This is a genomic window from Blastococcus sp. SYSU DS1024 (genome assembly GCF_054050795.1).
Map to the genome: position 1 here is coordinate 38,918 of NZ_JBJHAA010000001.1, position 15,621 is coordinate 54,538.

General features: G+C 74.9%; 17 protein-coding genes and 1 riboswitch. Of the genes, 13 read left to right on the top strand and 4 right to left on the bottom strand.

The window, feature by feature from the left end:
* Window positions 1-44: 44 nt before the first annotated feature.
* The gene (locus ACI79S_RS00210) at window positions 45-2,033 is read right to left on the bottom strand and encodes an acetoacetate--CoA ligase (RefSeq protein WP_456591425.1); all 1,989 of its coding nucleotides are present in this window, start codon (window positions 2,031-2,033) and stop codon (window positions 45-47) included.
* 55 nt (window positions 2,034-2,088) lie between these two features.
* Between ACI79S_RS00210 and ACI79S_RS00215 the strand changes: the two genes are divergently transcribed.
* Window positions 2,089-2,493 carry a DUF2237 family protein gene (locus tag ACI79S_RS00215; RefSeq protein WP_456591426.1) on the top strand — a complete coding sequence of 135 codons (405 nt, stop codon included), beginning with the start codon at window positions 2,089-2,091 and terminating at the stop codon, window positions 2,491-2,493.
* Window positions 2,494-2,502: 9 nt separating this feature from the next.
* On the opposite strand, the gene ACI79S_RS00220 is transcribed toward ACI79S_RS00215, so the two are convergent.
* Window positions 2,503-2,703 (bottom strand): hypothetical protein, encoded by a 201-nt coding sequence (locus ACI79S_RS00220; RefSeq protein ID WP_456591427.1) that lies wholly within the window; start codon window positions 2,701-2,703, stop codon window positions 2,503-2,505.
* A 62-nt stretch (window positions 2,704-2,765) separates the two neighbouring features.
* Here ACI79S_RS00220 and ACI79S_RS00225 point away from each other — a divergent pair, with 62 nt between their 5' ends.
* The 6 genes from ACI79S_RS00225 (at window position 2,766) to ACI79S_RS00250 (ending at window position 8,336) form a co-directional block, all read left to right on the top strand.
* Window positions 2,766-3,293, top strand: coding sequence for a glutathione peroxidase (locus ACI79S_RS00225; RefSeq protein WP_456591428.1), 528 nt, complete (start codon window positions 2,766-2,768; stop codon window positions 3,291-3,293).
* Window positions 3,294-3,427: 134 nt separating this feature from the next.
* On the top strand, window positions 3,428-4,141 hold the full coding sequence (locus tag ACI79S_RS00230) for a mycothiol-dependent nitroreductase Rv2466c family protein (protein WP_456591429.1): 714 nt from the start codon (window positions 3,428-3,430) through the stop codon (window positions 4,139-4,141).
* Between the two features lie 91 nt (window positions 4,142-4,232).
* Complete coding sequence (locus tag ACI79S_RS00235) at window positions 4,233-5,288, top strand: FecCD family ABC transporter permease (protein WP_456591430.1); 1,056 nt, start codon at window positions 4,233-4,235, stop codon at window positions 5,286-5,288.
* Window positions 5,285-6,391 (top strand): FecCD family ABC transporter permease, encoded by a 1,107-nt coding sequence (locus tag ACI79S_RS00240; RefSeq protein ID WP_456591431.1) that lies wholly within the window; start codon window positions 5,285-5,287, stop codon window positions 6,389-6,391. Before ACI79S_RS00235 ends, ACI79S_RS00240 begins: the two co-directional genes overlap by 4 nt.
* The gene (locus tag ACI79S_RS00245; RefSeq protein ID WP_456591432.1) at window positions 6,388-7,233 is read left to right on the top strand and encodes an ABC transporter ATP-binding protein; all 846 of its coding nucleotides are present in this window, start codon (window positions 6,388-6,390) and stop codon (window positions 7,231-7,233) included. Before ACI79S_RS00240 ends, ACI79S_RS00245 begins: the two co-directional genes overlap by 4 nt.
* Window positions 7,234-7,316: 83 nt before the next feature.
* Window positions 7,317-8,336: an ABC transporter substrate-binding protein gene (locus ACI79S_RS00250; RefSeq protein ID WP_456591433.1), complete on the top strand. Its 1,020-nt coding sequence runs from the start codon at window positions 7,317-7,319 to the stop codon at window positions 8,334-8,336.
* A gap of 18 nt (window positions 8,337-8,354) precedes the next feature.
* Here ACI79S_RS00250 and ACI79S_RS00255 read toward each other — a convergent pair whose 3' ends face one another.
* On the bottom strand, window positions 8,355-9,326 hold the full coding sequence (locus tag ACI79S_RS00255; protein ID WP_456591434.1) for an EamA family transporter: 972 nt from the start codon (window positions 9,324-9,326) through the stop codon (window positions 8,355-8,357).
* Between the two features lie 43 nt (window positions 9,327-9,369).
* Window positions 9,370-9,816 (bottom strand): STAS domain-containing protein, encoded by a 447-nt coding sequence (locus ACI79S_RS00260; RefSeq protein ID WP_456591435.1) that lies wholly within the window; start codon window positions 9,814-9,816, stop codon window positions 9,370-9,372.
* A gap of 197 nt (window positions 9,817-10,013) precedes the next feature.
* Here ACI79S_RS00260 and ACI79S_RS00265 point away from each other — a divergent pair, with 197 nt between their 5' ends.
* From ACI79S_RS00265 to ACI79S_RS00290, 6 genes are all read left to right on the top strand, one after another.
* Window positions 10,014-10,811 (top strand): thioesterase family protein, encoded by a 798-nt coding sequence (locus tag ACI79S_RS00265; RefSeq protein WP_456591436.1) that lies wholly within the window; start codon window positions 10,014-10,016, stop codon window positions 10,809-10,811.
* Between the two features lie 145 nt (window positions 10,812-10,956).
* On the top strand, window positions 10,957-11,853 hold the full coding sequence (locus ACI79S_RS00270; protein ID WP_456591437.1) for a mechanosensitive ion channel family protein: 897 nt from the start codon (window positions 10,957-10,959) through the stop codon (window positions 11,851-11,853).
* On the top strand, window positions 11,850-12,365 hold the full coding sequence (locus ACI79S_RS00275) for a hypothetical protein (RefSeq protein ID WP_456591438.1): 516 nt from the start codon (window positions 11,850-11,852) through the stop codon (window positions 12,363-12,365). Before ACI79S_RS00270 ends, ACI79S_RS00275 begins: the two co-directional genes overlap by 4 nt.
* Window positions 12,366-12,454: 89 nt before the next feature.
* Window positions 12,455-12,570: riboswitch (SAM riboswitch) on the top strand.
* Window positions 12,571-12,613: 43 nt separating this feature from the next.
* On the top strand, window positions 12,614-13,906 hold the full coding sequence (locus tag ACI79S_RS00280; protein WP_456591439.1) for a bifunctional o-acetylhomoserine/o-acetylserine sulfhydrylase: 1,293 nt from the start codon (window positions 12,614-12,616) through the stop codon (window positions 13,904-13,906).
* A 1-nt stretch (window position 13,907) separates the two neighbouring features.
* Window positions 13,908-14,984: a homoserine O-acetyltransferase MetX gene (gene metX, locus ACI79S_RS00285; RefSeq protein WP_456591440.1), complete on the top strand. Its 1,077-nt coding sequence runs from the start codon at window positions 13,908-13,910 to the stop codon at window positions 14,982-14,984.
* Between the two features lie 38 nt (window positions 14,985-15,022).
* Entirely contained in the window at window positions 15,023-15,601 is a 579-nt protein-coding gene (locus ACI79S_RS00290) for a YdeI/OmpD-associated family protein (protein WP_456591441.1), read from the top strand.
* Window positions 15,602-15,621 lie beyond the last annotated feature (20 nt).

Consider the following 15,621-nt stretch of genomic DNA (forward strand, 5'->3'; position numbering starts at 1 on the left):
GGGGATGATCACGGCCTGTTCCCCCCGAACGCCGTCGCCACCCGTCAGGTGACCGGGTTCACCCCGCCCCTGCCGCGCTGCCGGGCGAGGTCGATGAAGTGCTCGACCAGGGCGGCGTCGTCGACGGTGCCGGTGTTCACGGCCTTCGCCGGGTCGACGCCCTGGAACAGCCGCTTGAGCGGCACCTCCAGCCGCTTGCCGGTGCGGGTGTGCGGCACGCCGGGGACGGCGATCACCTCGTCGGGCACGTGACGGGGGCTGGCCTGCTCCCGGATCGCCACCTTCAGCCGGTCCACCAGCTCCGCGGTGAGCTCCTCCCCCGGCGCGAGCTGCACGAACAGCGGCATCCAGTACCCGCCCTCGGGCAGCTCGACCCCGAGCACGACGCAGTCGACGACCTCCGGGAAGGCCTCGACGGCGGCGTAGATGTCGGCGGTGCCCATGCGCACCCCGCCGCGGTTGAGCGTGGAGTCCGACCGGCCGGTGATGATGCAGGTGCCGCGCTCGGTGATCTCCAGCCAGTCGCCGTGCCGCCACACCCCGGGCCACGGCTCGAAGTACGCCGCCCGGTACCGCGCGCCGTCCGGGTCGTTCCAGAAGTACAGCGGCATCGAGGGCATCGGCTCGGTCACCACCAGCTCCCCCAGTTCGCCCACCACCGGCTCGCCCTGCTCGTTCCACGAGGCCACCGCGACGCCCAGGTTCGGCCGCTGCAGCTCCCCCGCCGTCACCGGCAGCAGCGGCGAGCTCCCGATGAAGCCGGTGGCGACGTCGGTCCCGCCGGACGCCGACGTCAGCTGCAGGTCGGTGCCCACCGCGTCGTAGACCCACGTGAAGGACGCGGCCGGCAGCGGGGACCCTGTGCAGCTCAGCACCCGCACCGACGAGAGGTCGTGGTCGTCCCCGGGGCGGACGCCGGCCTTCTGGCAGGCGGCGAGGTAGCCGGGGCTGGTGCCCAGGTGGGTGACGCCGACCTTCGCGGCGAGGGCGAACTGGGCATCGACGGTGGGGTACGCCGGGGCGCCGTCGTGCAGGACCGCCGTCGCACCCGAGAGCAGGGACGACACCACGACGTTCCACATCATCCAGGCGGTGGAGGTGTACCAGTAGAAGCGGTCGCCGGGGTGCAGGTCGCTGTGCAGGGTGCCGGACTTGCGCTGCTCCAGCACCACCCCGCCGTGCCCGTGCACGATGCCCTTGGGCAGCCCGGTGGTGCCCGAGGAGTAGACGATCCACAGCGGGGCGTCGAACGGCGTCGGCTCGAACGCCGGGTCCTGCGCGTCCTCGACGGCGTCGGCCCAGGCCAGGGCGCCGTCGGGCACCTCGCCGGGGAACAGCCGGGGGACGGCGATCGTCGTGCGGACGGTGGGCAGCGCTTCGCGCAGCTGCGCCACGACGTCGCGCCGGTCGTGCGCGCGGCCGTTGAACCGGTAGCCGTCGACGGCCACCAGCACGGTGGGCTCGATCTGGGCGAATCGGTCGAGCACCGCGCGGGTGCCGAAGTCCGGGGCGCAGGAGGACCACACCGCCCCGACCGAGGCCGCGCCCAGGAAGGCGACGACGGTCTCGGGGACGTTGGGCAGGTAACCGGCCACCCGGTCGCCGGGACGCACGCCCAGCCGGCGCAGCGTGGCGGCGAAGGCGCCCACCTGCCCGCGCAGCTCCGCCCAGGAGATCTCGGCGGGTTCGGCGTCCTCGGCGACGGCGATCAGCGCGGGCCGGTCGTCGGTGGCCTGCCGGAACACCTGCTCGGCGTAGTTCACCCGCGTGCCGGGGAACCAGACGGCGCCCGGCATCTCGCGGGAGGTGAGCACCTGGTCGTCGGGGACGTCGAGCACGCCCGTCCAGCGGGCGAGGTCGCCCCAGAACTGGTCGAGGTGCTCGACCGACCAGCGCCAGAGCCGGTCGTGGTCGACCGGATCGCCGAAGGAGAGGCCGCGGCGCTGCGCCACCCAGCCGGCGAAGGCGGCCATGCGGGTGCCGGCGATGGACGCGGCCGTGGGCCGCCAGAGGATCTCGGGGATCTCGCTCACGCCCGCACCATGCCATCCTGGACGCCCGCCGACCACGTCCACTCGAGGAGTGCCCGTGCTGCCCGACCCCGCCGGCGAGCGGAACGTGCTCGGTGGGCCGCTGGAGCCCTGCGGCACCGACCCGGTCACCGGCTTCTACCGCGACGGGCACTGCAGCAGCGGCCCCGACGACCTCGGCCGGCACACCGTCTGCGCCGTCGTCTCCACCGAGTTCCTGGCGGTGCAGCGGGAGCTGGGCAACGACCTCAGCACCCCCCGCCCGGAGTTCGGCTTCCCGGGGCTGCGGCCGGGCGACCGCTGGTGCGTGGTCGCCACCCGCTGGCTGCAGGCCTATCAGGCGGGTGCGGCGGCGGGGGTCGTGCTGGCCGCCACCAACGCCCGCGCCCTGGAGGTCGTACCGCTGGAGGTGCTGCGCCGCTACGCCGTCGACGTCCCGGACGACGTCAGCGGCCTGGGATGAGCGCCGGGCTCAGCCCCCGGAGCCCCCACCCCCGAGCATCCAGCTGTGCTTGTTGACCGCGCCGCGCGCGTCCGGGCCGTCCGTCCGGTCCCGGTCGAGGCGGCCGTCGGGCAGTTCGTCGCGCCACTCCTCCTGCCGCGGTCCGCGCCGGAGGTAGAGGGTCGCCGCGACCACCACCAGCACCGCCGCCGTGACCAGCAGCCACTCCATGGGACCTCCTCGCGCCGGGCGCCTGCCACCCTAGGCGACGCCGCGGTGGGGGTCCGCCCGGAATGAACGCCCGGCCGACGGCGCTGCGGCCGGGCATGAGCGACCTCCTCGACACGCCCGTGACCACGCTGCAGGGCACCGCCACGACGCTGCGGGAGCTGACCGCCGGCGGGCCGGCGCTGGTCGTCAACGTGGCCAGCCGCTGCGGCCTGACCCCGCAGTTCACCGCGCTGGAGGCGCTGCACGCGGAGTACCGCGACCGCGGCTTCACCGTCGTGGGCGTGCCGTGCAACCAGTTCATGGGCCAGGAGCCGGGCACCGCCGAGGAGATCGAGCAGTTCTGCTCGGCCACCTACGGCGTCACCTTCCCGCTCACCGAGAAGGTGGAGGTGAACGGACCGGGCGCGCACCCGCTCTTCCGGCAGCTCACGTCGGTGCCCGACGTCGACGGGCAGGACGGCGAGGTCGCCTGGAACTTCGAGAAGTGGGTGCTCAGCGGCCAGGGCGAGGTGGTGGCCCGCTTCCGGCCGCGCACCGAGCCCGACGCCCCCGAGGTCCGCGCCGCGATCGAGTCGGTGCTGCCCGGCTGAACTCCGCCGGCCGGCAGCAGCGGCTCGACCTCGCGGTGCGGCAGCCGGCCTCGCGGTCTGCGGCGTGGACGGGCGCCGCACGGCGCGGCGGACGTCGTCCGGCGGGGCTGGGCGTGAGCGCCTACGTTCGCGCCATGGCCGATCTGCGCTTCTGGTTCGACCCGGTCTGCCCGTTCGCCTGGATGACCAGCAAATGGGTCCGCCAGGTGAGCGCGCAGCGGGAGTACGCCGTCGAGTGGCGGTTCATCTCGCTGCGGCTGCTCAACGCCCACGTCGACTACGCCAGCCACTTCCCGCCCGAGTACGAGGCGGGGCACACGTCCGGGTTGCGCCTGCTCCGGGTCGCCGCCCGCACCCGCGCCGAGCACGGCCCCGAGGCCGTCGGCCCGCTCTACGCGGCGCTCGGCGCGCGCGTCTTCGAGCAGCCCGCCGCCCCCGGCGACGAGGAGCGCCGGGGCACCCGGGAGTTCGCCGAGCCGGCGCTGGCCGAGGCGGGGCTGCCGGCCGGGCTGGCCGCCGCCGTGGACGACGACAGCTGGGACGCGCAGATCCAGGCGGAGACCGACGAGGCGCTCGGCCTCGCCGGCAAGGACGTCGGGACGCCGATCCTGCACTTCCGGCCACCCGAGGGGGTGGCGTTCTTCGGTCCGGTCATCAGCCGGCTGCCCGCCGAGGACGAGGCCGTCGCGCTGTGGGACCACGTCGTGGGGCTCGCCTCGTTCCCCGGCTTCGCCGAGCTGAAGCGCAGCCTGCGCGAGCGCCCGCAGCTGCCGGCCTTCGGCGTGCAGCCCGGGGAGATCGGCCGGCAGGAGGACTGGCACGGCGGGAGCCGCCGGCAGAAGCGCTGAGCGACCGCGGCCCCACGCGTGACTGGCAGGATCGGCCGGCCGAGCTAAGGTAAGCCTTATCTGACCACGCCGTCCGTCCCGGGAGCTGCTCGTGACCACCACGGTCGACGTCCCGGCCCGGGGCTCGCCACGGCCTCCGGCAGCGCCGGTGCGCGGCCGACGGCTGGGCACGCTGGCCCTGCTGCTGGTGCTGGTCGTCGCCGCCGCGCTGGCCAGCATCGCGGTCGGCACACGCTCCATCGGGCTCGCGGACGTGTGGCGGTCACTGCTCGACTCGTCGCTGGGGTCCGAGGAGGCGGTGATCGTCCGCCAGCTGCGGGTCCCCCGCACGGTGCTGGGGCTCCTGGTCGGCGCGGCACTGGGCGTGGCCGGGGCCCTCATGCAGGGGCACACCCGCAACCCGCTGGGCGACCCCGGGCTGCTCGGGGTGACCGCCGGCGCCAGCCTCGCCGTCGTGCTGGCCATCGCCGCGCTGGGCATCGGGACGCCCGGCGGCTACGTCTGGTTCGCCTTCGCCGGCGCCCTGGTCGGGACGGTCCTGGTCTACGCGATCGGCTCGGCCGGGCCGGGTGGGGCCACACCGGTCACCCTGGCGCTCGCGGGCGCCGCGCTGTCGGCGCTGTTCTTCGCCCTCGTGCGCGCCGTCGTCGTCACCGACGAGCAGACCCTGGACAGCTTCCGGTTCTGGGTGGTCGGCTCGCTGGCCGGCCGCGGGGCGGAGATCGCCTGGCAGGTGGGGCCGTTCATCGCCGTCGGGGTGGTGCTCGCGCTGGCCAACGCCCCGGCGCTGAACCTGCTCGGGCTCGGTGAGGACGTCGCCCGCGGGCTGGGCCAGCGCATCTGGCTGGCGCGGACGATCGGCCTGGCCGCGATCACCCTGCTCGCCGGCGCCGCGACGGCCGCCTGCGGGCCGATCGCCTTCGTCGGCCTGGTCGTGCCGCACGTCGTGCGGGCGCTGACCGGCCCGGACCACCGGTGGCTGATCCCCTGCTCCGGCCTCCTGGGCGCCGCGCTGCTGCTGGCCGCCGACGTGATCGGCCGCATCGTGGCCCGCCCGGGGGAGCTGCAGGTCGGCATCGTCCTGGCGCTCATCGGGGCGCCGTTCTTCGTCGCGCTCGTGCGGCGTCGCCGGACGGCCACCCTGTGACCGCCACCGCCCCGGCCCGCCCGCGGCCCGCGCCGACCGCCCGGCCCCCGCTGCGCAGCGGCACGCCCGTGCGGGTGGGCCCGGTCTCGGCGATCGTCCGCTGGCGCGACGTCGTCGTGCCGGTGGCCGTCCTGGCCGCGCTCGTGCTGGTCTCGGCCCTGAGCATGGGGCGGGGCGACTACCCGATCGGCGTCGGCGAGGTGCTGCGCACCCTGGTCGGCCTGGGGGAGCAGACGCAGGAGTTCATCGTCCTGCAGCTGCGCGCGCCGCGGGTCGTCGTCGGCGCGCTGGTCGGGCTGGCCCTCGGGGTCTCCGGCGCGCTCTTCCAGACCTTCGCCCGCAATCCGCTCGCCTCGCCCGACACGCTGGGCATCACCAGCGGCGCCTCGGTGGGGGCGGTGGCGGCCATCGTGCTGACCAGCGGCACCCCCACCGGTGAGGTGCTGGGTGGTCTCGGCGTCCCCCTGGCTGCGCTGCTGGGCGGCCTGGTCACCGGCGTGCTGCTGTTCGTGCTGGCCTGGCGGGCGGGGGTCGACGGGTACCGGCTGGTCCTCATCGGCATCGCGCTGTGGTCGGTCGGCGCCGCACTGGTGGACTGGTTGCTCACCCGCGCCGAGATCTACGACGCCGCGTCGGCGTACGTGTGGATCACCGGCTCGCTCAACGCCCGCACCTGGGACGACGCGCTGCCCCTCGCCGTCGCGGTCGCCGTGCTGCTCCCGCTGGCGCTCGCCGCCGGCCGGGCGCTGGGGGTCATGCAGTTCGGCGACGACACCGCGCGCGGGCTCGGCGTGCGGCTGGCCGGGGCGCAGACCGCCGTCGTGCTGCTCGCGGTGGGCCTGGTGGGCTTCGCGGTCTCGGCCGCGGGGCCGATCACCTTCGTGGCGCTGGTCGTCCCGCAGATCGCGGTGCGGCTGACCCGCGGGGCGCGCCCGCCGCTGCTGGCCTCGGGGCTGGTCGGGGCGCTGCTGGTGGTGGGCGCCGACCTGGTGACCCGCACGATGCTCCCCCAGGCCCTGCCGGTAGGCATCCTCACCGCCGCCATCGGCGCCCCCTACCTGCTCTGGCTCCTGGTCCGTGGAAGGCGGCGAGCGACAGCATGACGATCCACCCGGGCACCGAGCTCCTGCACCGGACGGGGCCCGCTGAGCCACCGGCACCCGTGCGGCTGGCGGCGGAGGACCTCCGGCTGGCCTACGACGACCGCGTCGTCGTGGACGGGCTCGACCTCGCGCTGACCGAGGGCTCCTTCACCGCCATCGTGGGGCCGAACGGCTGCGGCAAGTCCACGCTGCTGCGCGCGCTCGGCCGGCTGCTGCGCCCGTCGTCGGGCCAGGTGCTGCTGGACGGCCGGTCGATCGCCCGCACGCCCACCCGCGAGGTGGCGAAGGTGCTCGGCCTGCTGCCGCAGACACCGGTGGCCCCCGAGGGGCTCAGCGTCGGCGACCTCGTGGCCCGCGGGCGGCACCCGCACCAGACGTGGCTGCGCCAGTGGTCGCGCGACGACGAGGCACTGGTGGCCGAGGCGCTGTCCTGGACGGGCATGGCAGAGCTCGCCGACCGGCCGGTCGACGAGCTCTCCGGCGGCCAGCGGCAGCGCGCCTGGATCTCGATGGCCCTGGCGCAGGGCACCGACCTGCTGCTGCTCGACGAGCCCACCACCTACCTCGACCTCTCGCACCAGATCGACGTCCTGGACCTGGTGAGCCGGCTGCACGCCGAGCGGGGCCGGACGGTCGTGGTCGTGCTGCACGACCTCAACCTCGCCGCCCGGTACGCCCAGCGGCTGGTGGCGATGAAGGACGGTGCGCTCGTCGCCTCGGGCACCCCGCACGAGGTGCTGACCGAGCACCTCCTCGCCGAGGTGTTCGACCTGGAGGCCCGGGTGCTCCCCGACCCGGTGACCGCAACGCCGATGGTCGTGCCGGTGCGCCGCCTGCGCTGACCCGCCTTCCCTCGATGAGTTAGGCAAGGCTAACCTGACCTCGACCGGGATGATCATGCATCCCCGTACCCGAGGGAGTCCCCTTGCACCGCACCTCTCGCCGCCTGCTCGGCGGCTTCCTGGCCCTGGGCACGGCCGCCGGCCTGAGCGCCTGCGGCTCGGACGACACGGACACGGCCGCCGACGCCGGCACGGAGCCGACCGCCTCCGGCGAGGCCTGGGAGTACACCGACGCCCTCGACACCACGGTCGAGCTGGACGAGACGCCGACCCGGATCGCCGGGCTCAACGACGTCATGGCCTCGCTGTGGAACTACGGCATCGAGCCGGTGGCCACCTTCGGGCAGACCTCCGCGGCCGACGACGTCGCGTTCGAGGACCGCGACCTCTCCGACGTCGAGATCATGGGCGAGACCTACGGCCAGATCGACCTCGAGCAGCTGGCCGCGGCCGACCCGGACCTGATCATCACCTCGGTCTACCCGGTGGACTCGGCGGGGACGCTGGACCCGTCATCGCCGCCGTACGGCATCGAGTCGCCCGAGCAGCTCGAGCAGATCGAGCAGATCGCCCCCGTCGTCGCCATCGCCTACCGCGGCTCGGCCGCCGACGTCATGGAGGAGGTCGCCGACCTCGCCGAGAGCCTCGGTGCGGACTCCGACACCATCGAGTCGGCGCGCGCCGAGTACGAGGAGGCCGCCGCGGCGCTCACCGAGGCCGGCGAGAAGGGCCTCAGCGTCCTGCCGGTCTACGCCACCCCCTCGGAGGGCTGGTACATGGGCAAGGCCGCCGACGACCCGTCGCTGCGCCTCTACTCCGACCTCGGCGTGGACTTCGTCGACCTGGGCGAGGAGGGCTACTTCTGGAAGCCCGTCGGCTGGGAGGAGGTCCCGGACTACCCGAGCGACGTGCTCCTGTACTCGCTGCGCGGGGGGATGACCCCCGAGGAGATGGCCACCCAGCCGACCGCCGCCCGGCTGCCGGCCCTCCAGGCGGACCAGGCCTACCCGTGGAAGTACATCGGCATGGACTACGCGGCCCAGGCCGAGTACATGCAGGAGCTGGCCGACTGGCTGACCGAGGCCGAGGACGTCACGCCCTGAGCCGATGCCCGGCCCCGCTCACGAGCCGAGCGGGGCCGGCGTCTCCGGCATGGGGGGCGCGGCCGGTGGCGCCGCGGTGCGCGCGGTCTGGGCCAGCGCGATCCCGGTGAGGACGACGGCGCCCCCGGCGACCTGCCAGGCGGTGAGCACCTGCTCGACCCACAGCCAGGCGACGACGGAGGCGAACACCGGCTCGACCGTCGCGACCAGACCCGCGGCCGTCGGCGCCAGGTGCCGCAGCGCCGCGACCGACAGCCCGAACGGGACCGCCGCGCCGAGCACGACGATCCACCCGACGAGCAGCCAGAGCGGCAGCCGGAGATCGCCCAGCGACACCGCCACCGGCTCGGCCAGCACCCCGGCGTCGAAGTGCCACCAGGGGGCGGCGACCGCCCAGAACAGCGCCGCGGCCACGAAGCTCCAGCAGGTGAGGGTGACCGGGTCGCGACCGGCCGTCCCGCGCTCGCCCACCAGGTAGTACGTGGCGAGGCAGAGCGCTGCGCCCAGCGCCGCCGCCACGCCCACCGCGTCCAGCGAGCCGCCGCCCTGCCACACCTGCGCCACGAGCACCAGGCCGGACAGCGACAGCAGCAGCGCCGCCCACAGCCGGCTGCGCACCCGCTCGCGGCGCACCAGCCAGACGTAGAGCGCGATGAACACCGGCGCGGTCATCTCGAACACCAGCGCGATGCCGACCGGCAGCCGCCCGATGGCGACGTAGTAGAGGAACTGGGTCAGCGCCACGCCCACGACGCCGAAGGCGGCGAGCAGCGGCAGCTCCCGGGCCCGCACCCGCAGCCGGCCGGGGGCGACGAGCGCGAGCGCCACGAGGAGCACCACCGCGGCACCGGTGCAGCGCAGCGCGGTCAGCCGGGTGGGTGGGACACCGGCCTGGAGGGCGAGCGTGGAGACCGTGCCGTTGACCGCGAAGAGCGCCGCCGCCCCGAGGGTGAACGCGTACCCCAGGCCGGGGCGGACGGTACGGGGCACGCGCGCACGGTAGCGGGCTACCGCAGCCGAGACACCTACCGGCTCAGAAGAGGACGAGCTGTTGCGCCGGCGGGTGCGGCTCGGGGCCGGAGGCGGTGAAGACCGCGTCCAGCCCCGTCGCCTCGAACACCCGCCACACCGAGGGCTGGGCGTTGCGCAGCAGCAGGTCGATGCCGCGCTGGAGGCACCACCGGCGGACGCCGATGAGCACCGAGAGCCCGCCCGAGCCGATCGAGGGGACGCCGCCGAGGTCGAGCTCGAGGACGGCGCAGCCGGCGAGCGGGCGCTCCGCGACGAACGCCTCCAGCTGCGGTGCGGTCACCAGGTCGATGTCCCCGTCGACCACGACGAGGGCGTGGCCGCCGGCGGCCTCCCACTGCAGTCGGAGCCGGGCCGGCTCGGGAGCCGGGTGCGACACCCACCACGGCCGGCGCCCCCCGGGCGGCCGGGACAGCCGCCGGCTGATGTCCCACTCGTGCGCCCGCACCATCCGCGTTCCCCTCGTACCGACGGTCCCTGCCCCGTCGCACGGACCGTACGGACGGCGATCCGGTGGTTCAACGGATTGCGATACGGAATCGGCCGGAGAGCCACGCCCGGCAGGCGCGCTGTGACGGCCCGGCACCGCGGCGGCACGCAGCGGAGGCGTCACGCGGGATCCACCGCCGCCGCGACAGACTGCCGTCCATGGACGTGCCCGAGGCCCTCTACCTCTCCGACGGCGGCGGTCTCACCGCCACGGCTCTGACCATCGGGCCCTGGGACGCCGCCCACCAGCACGCGGGGCCGCCCGCCGCGCTGCTCCTGCGCGCCGCCGAGCGGGCCGGCGGGATCCCCGGCGGGCAGACCGTGCGGCTGGCCTACGACATCCTGGCGCCAGTCCCGGTCGGCCCGGTGCGGGTGCGCACGTCGGTCGTGCGGCCCGGGCGGCGGATCGAGCTGGTGGAAGCGGTCCTCGACGCCGGCGACGACCGCCCGCTCATGCGGCTGTCGGCCTGGCGGATGCGCTCCCGCGACGACGCCGCCCCGGCGACCGGGCAGCCGCACCCGGCACCGGCGGGACCTGAGCAGAGCCGACCGGAGCGAGCGGCCTTCTTCACCACCGAGATCGCCTACCACCGCGCGCTGGAGTGGCGGTTCGCCGCGGGCACCTTCAACGGTCCCGGGCCGGCCACGGCCTGGACCCGTCCCGAGTGCGCCCTGGTCGCCGGCGAGCCGATGACGCCGCTGCAGCACCTGCTGGTCATGACCGACGCCGCGAGCGGCATCTCCGCGAGCCTGGACTGGACGCGGGCCACGTTCGCCAACGTCGACCTCTCCGTGGCGCTGCACCGCCCTCCGCGTGGCGAGTGGCTGGGGATGGCCGCCGAGACCGTGCACGGCGGCACCGGGGCGGCGCAGTGCTTCGCGGTACTCTTCGACGCCGACGGCCCGATCGGCCGGTCCAGCCAGTCGCTGTTCGTCGAGCCGCGGGGAACGGCGTGATCGATCTCTCCGTGGCGTCTGCACCGCAGGTCAGCAGCCTGCCGGCGGTTCCCGGCGGTGGTACGCGGCGGGTCAGGTTGGCATCGCCGGTCGGCGGTGCGCAAGGTGGGGAGGTCGCTTCCCCCGATGATCGGAGTGCCGCCCCGTGGACGCGCTGAGAGACGTGCTGGACTGGCTGTCCGGGCGAGGTCTCGAGGTCGTGCTCATCGTCCTCGGCTCGGTCCTGCTGGCCCGGTTCGTGGGCTGGGTCGGCGACAAGATCACCGACCGGATCGACCGCAACTCCACCGGCGGCGACGCGCTGGTCCGGTCCGAGGCGGCCAAGCACCGCCACTCGCTGACCCAGGTGCTCACCTGGGCCCTGGTCGTGCTCATCTACTCCATCTCGGTCTTCTTCATCCTCGACCGCCTCGGCATCCCGGTGACCGGCCTCGTCGCGCCGGCGACCGTGCTGGGCGTGGGCCTGGGCTTCGGCGCGCAGCGCATCGTCGGTGACGTGCTGGCCGGGTTCTTCATCATCACCGAACGCCAGTACGGGTTCGGGGACGTCGTCTCCATCCAGGTGGTCGGCGGCGGCGACCCGGCGAACGGCACGGTCGAGGACGTGACGCTGCGGGTCACCCGGATGCGCTCGCCCGACGGCGAGGTCGTGACCATCCCCAACGGCCAGATCGTCAAGGTCATCAACCTGTCCCGCGACTGGGCGCGCGCCGTCGTCGACGTCCCCGTGCCGACCACCGTCGACGTGAACCGGGCCAACGAGATCCTGCGTGGGGTGGGCCGGGAGGCATTCCGCGACCCGGCCATGCGGCCCCTGCTGCTCGACCCGCCCACCGTCATGGGCGTGGAGACCCTGGGCCTGGACGAGGTGAACGTGCGGGTGGTCGCCCGCACGCTGCCCGGCAAGCAGTTCGAGGTGGGCCGCGATCTGCGCGCCCGCATCGTCCAGGCGTTCCGCAGCCAGGGCATGCAGGTGCCGCCGCCCACGACGGCGCTCCTGGCGCAGGACGGCGCGACGGCCGTCCAGGAGGGGGTCCGGTGACCACGCCCGACGAACGCCGCGACCCCGCCGCCCGGGCCTCCGAGGAGCCCACCGTGAGCACCGCTCCCGCCGCCGCACCCGGCTCGCCGGCCGACAGCGCGTCGCCGGCGCCTCGGCACGGCTGGTGGGCGGCGATCCCCCGGCACCTGGGCCGCGCCCGCACCTCCACCGTCGTGCTCGCGGTGCTCTTCGTCGCCGTGTTCGTGCTGTGGCTCAACGTCAAGCCGCCGGCGCCCGGCGCCACCCCGCCGGCCGAGGACACCTCCGTCACCGAGCCCACCGACCCGACGGGCACGTCCGAGCCGACGCAGACGGAGGAGACGGCGCCGACCGAGGACCCGGCGACGACGACGCAGCAGTCCGAGCCGACCACCCGGCCCACCTCGCCGACCACCACCGGCCCCTCGTCACCGGACGGCGGGACCGACTCCACGACCAGCGCGCCGGAGACGACCGCCCCCGCGCCGACGGGCGGCACGGGCGAGGACGAGGAGACGGCGCCCGGCTCCTAGACCGGTGGGGCCGGTGTTTCACGTGGGACATCGGTGCGCGGGCCGAGGGGGGTGTGCGGCGCCCGGCGGGGCGTCCTACGATCACGTCGGCTCCTGAGAGGCAGCGCGAAGCACCTGGCTGGCTGCCCGGCAACCTCAACTCCGTCTGAGGTGCTCCAGGGGAAGAGCCGGCCGGCCGGCGCCCCGCCCCCGGCAAGGACGGAGCTCCCGTGCGCCGCGGGATCTCCCGCGAGCGAAGGAGACGGCGCATGACCGACCCGCAGAGCTGGAGCTTCGAGACCCGGCAGATCCACGCCGGCACGAGCCCGGACCCGACGACCGGTGCCCGGGCCCTGCCCATCTACGCGACGACGGCCTACCAGTTCCGCGACACCCAGCACGCCGCGGACCTGTTCGCGCTGGCCGAGATGGGCAACATCTACACGCGGATCATGAACCCGACGCAGGACGCGCTGGAGCAGCGCGTCGCGTCGCTGGAGGGCGGCGTCGCGGCCCTGGCCGTCGCCTCGGGTCAGGCGGCCGAGACGCTGGCGATCCTGAACCTCGCCGAGGCCGGCGACCACGTCGTCGCCTCGGCCTCCCTGTACGGCGGCACCTACAACCTGCTGCACCACTCGCTGCCGAAGATGGGGATCACGGTGTCCTTCGTCGAGGACCCCGACGACCCGGAGAACTGGCAGTCGCTGGTCCAGGACAACACCCGGGCGTTCTTCGCCGAGTCGATCGGCAACCCGAAGGGCGACATCCTCGACATCGAGACCGTCGCCGGCGTCGCCCACCGCAACGGGGTGCCGCTCATCGTCGACAACACCATCGCGACGCCCTACCTCATCCGCCCGTTCGAGTTCGGTGCCGACGTCGTCGTCCACTCGGCCACCAAGTACCTCGGCGGCCACGGGACGGTGATCGCCGGGCTCATCGTCGACGGCGGCACGTTCGACTGGACCGGCGGCCGGCACCCGATGTTCACCACGGCCGATCCCACCTACCACGGCGTGGTCTACGCCGACCTGGGCGCGCCGGCGTTCGCGCTCAAGGCGCGGGTGCAGCTGCTGCGCGACCTGGGCCCGGCGGTCTCGCCGTTCAACGCCTTCCTCGTCGTGCAGGGCATCGAGACGCTCTCGCTGCGCATGGAGCGGCACGTGCAGAACACCCAGCGGGTGGCCGAGTTCCTCGAGGGCCACGACGCCGTCGAGCGGGTGAACTACCCGGGGCTGCCGTCCTCGCCGTGGCACGCCGCGCAGCAGAAGTACGCGCCGAAGGGGGCCGGCGCCGTCCTGACCTTCGAGCTGCACGGCGGCGTGGAGGCCGGCAAGCGGTTCGTGGAGGCCCTGGAGCTGCACAGCCACGTGGCCAACATCGGCGACGTGCGCAGCCTGGTCATCCACCCGGCGTCGACCACGCATTCGCAGCTCACGCCGGAGGAGCAGCTCACCACCGGTGTCACGCCGGGCCTGGTGCGCCTCGCCGTGGGCCTGGAGGGGATCGAGGACATCCTCGCCGACCTCGAGGCCGGGTTCCGCGCCGCCAAGTCCGCCTGACGTGGGCGGGTGGGTCGAGGGGGATCCGGCGGGCGACCGGCGGTTCCTCGACCTGCCCGCCCCGTTCGGGCTCGAGCGGGGCGGGAGCCTGCCCGGGGTCCGGGTCGCCTACGAGACCTGGGGGACGCTCGCCCCGGACGGCGGCAACGCGGTGCTGGTCGAGCACGCGCTCACGGGGGACAGCCACGTCGTGGGCCCGGCCGGCCCCGGTCACCCGACGCCCGGCTGGTGGGGCGGCGTCGTCGGCCCCGGTGCCGCGCTGGACACCGACCGCTTCTTCGTCGTCTGCGCGAACGTCCTGGGCGGCTGCCAGGGGACGACCGGGCCCTCGTCGACGGCGCCGGACGGCAGGCCGTGGGGCTCGCGCTTCCCGGAGGTGACCGTCGGCGACCAGGTGCGGGCCGAGGCGGCGCTCGCCGACGCGCTCGGCGTGCAGCGCTGGGCGTGCGTGGCCGGTGGCTCGATGGGCGGCATGCGGGCGCTGGAGTGGGCGGTCGCGTTCCCCGGCCGGGTGGCGGGGCTGTTCTTGCTCGCCTCCACCGCCGTCGCCTCGGGGGACCAGATCGGCACCCAGACCACCCAGCAGGCGGCCGTGCGGGCCGATCCGCGCTGGCGGGGCGGGGACTACCCGCGGGACGACCCGCCGGTGGACGGGCTCGACGTCGCCCGCCGGATCGCCCACCTCACCTACCGCAGCGCCGCGGAGCTGGAGGCGCGCTTCGGCACCCGCCTGCAGGAGGACGGACGCTTCGCCGTCGCCTCCTACCTGCAGCACCACGGGGCGAAGCTGGCCCGCAGGTTCGACGCCGGGAGCTACGTGCTGCTCACCGAGGCGATGAACAGCTGGGACGTCGGCCGCGGCCGCGGCGGCGTCGAGGCGGCGCTGGGCCGGGTGACCGCCCGCGCGCTGGTCGCCGGCGTGGACAGCGACCGGCTGTACCCCCCGGAACAGCAGCAGCGGGTGGCCGACGCCCTCGGCGTGCCGCTGCGGCTCATCGGCTCGCCGTACGGGCACGACGGTTTCCTGGTCGAGACGGCGGCGGTCGACGCGCTGCTGCGCGAGCTGCTCGCGGGCTGACGGCCCCCGGCTGTCGTACCCGGGGGCAGGATGGCACCGTGCCCGCGCCGACGGATCTGCCGATGCTGCCGTTCCCCGACCAGGCCGCCTTCGAGGCCTGGCTGGAGGCGGAGCACGCCACCGCCCCGGGGCTCTACGTGCAGATCGCCCGGAAGGGCTCGGGCATCCTGTCCGTCACCGCCCCGGAGGTCGTCGAGTCGGCGCTGTGCTTCGGGTGGATCGACGGGCGCGGCCAGCGGCTGGACGACTCCTACCACCTGCTGCGGCTGACACCGCGCCGCGCGCGGAGCGTCTGGTCGCAGAAGAACGTCGCCACCGTGGAGCGGCTGACCGCGGAGGGGCGCATGCGCCCGGCGGGCCTGGCCGCCGTGGCGGCCGCGCAGGCCGACGGCCGGTGGGCACGCGCCTACCCGGGCGCGGCGACCATCACCGTGCCCGACGACCTCGCCGCGGCCCTGGACGCCGAGCCGGGGGCGCGGGCCGCCTTCGACGCCCTCGACGGCCAGAACCGCTACGCCGTCCTGTGGCGGGTGCACACCGCCGTCACCCCGGCCGGCCGGGCGAAGCGGATCGCCGCCGCTGTGCAGATGCTCGCCGAGGGGCGCCGCTTCCACTGACCACCCGCCGGGCGAGACTT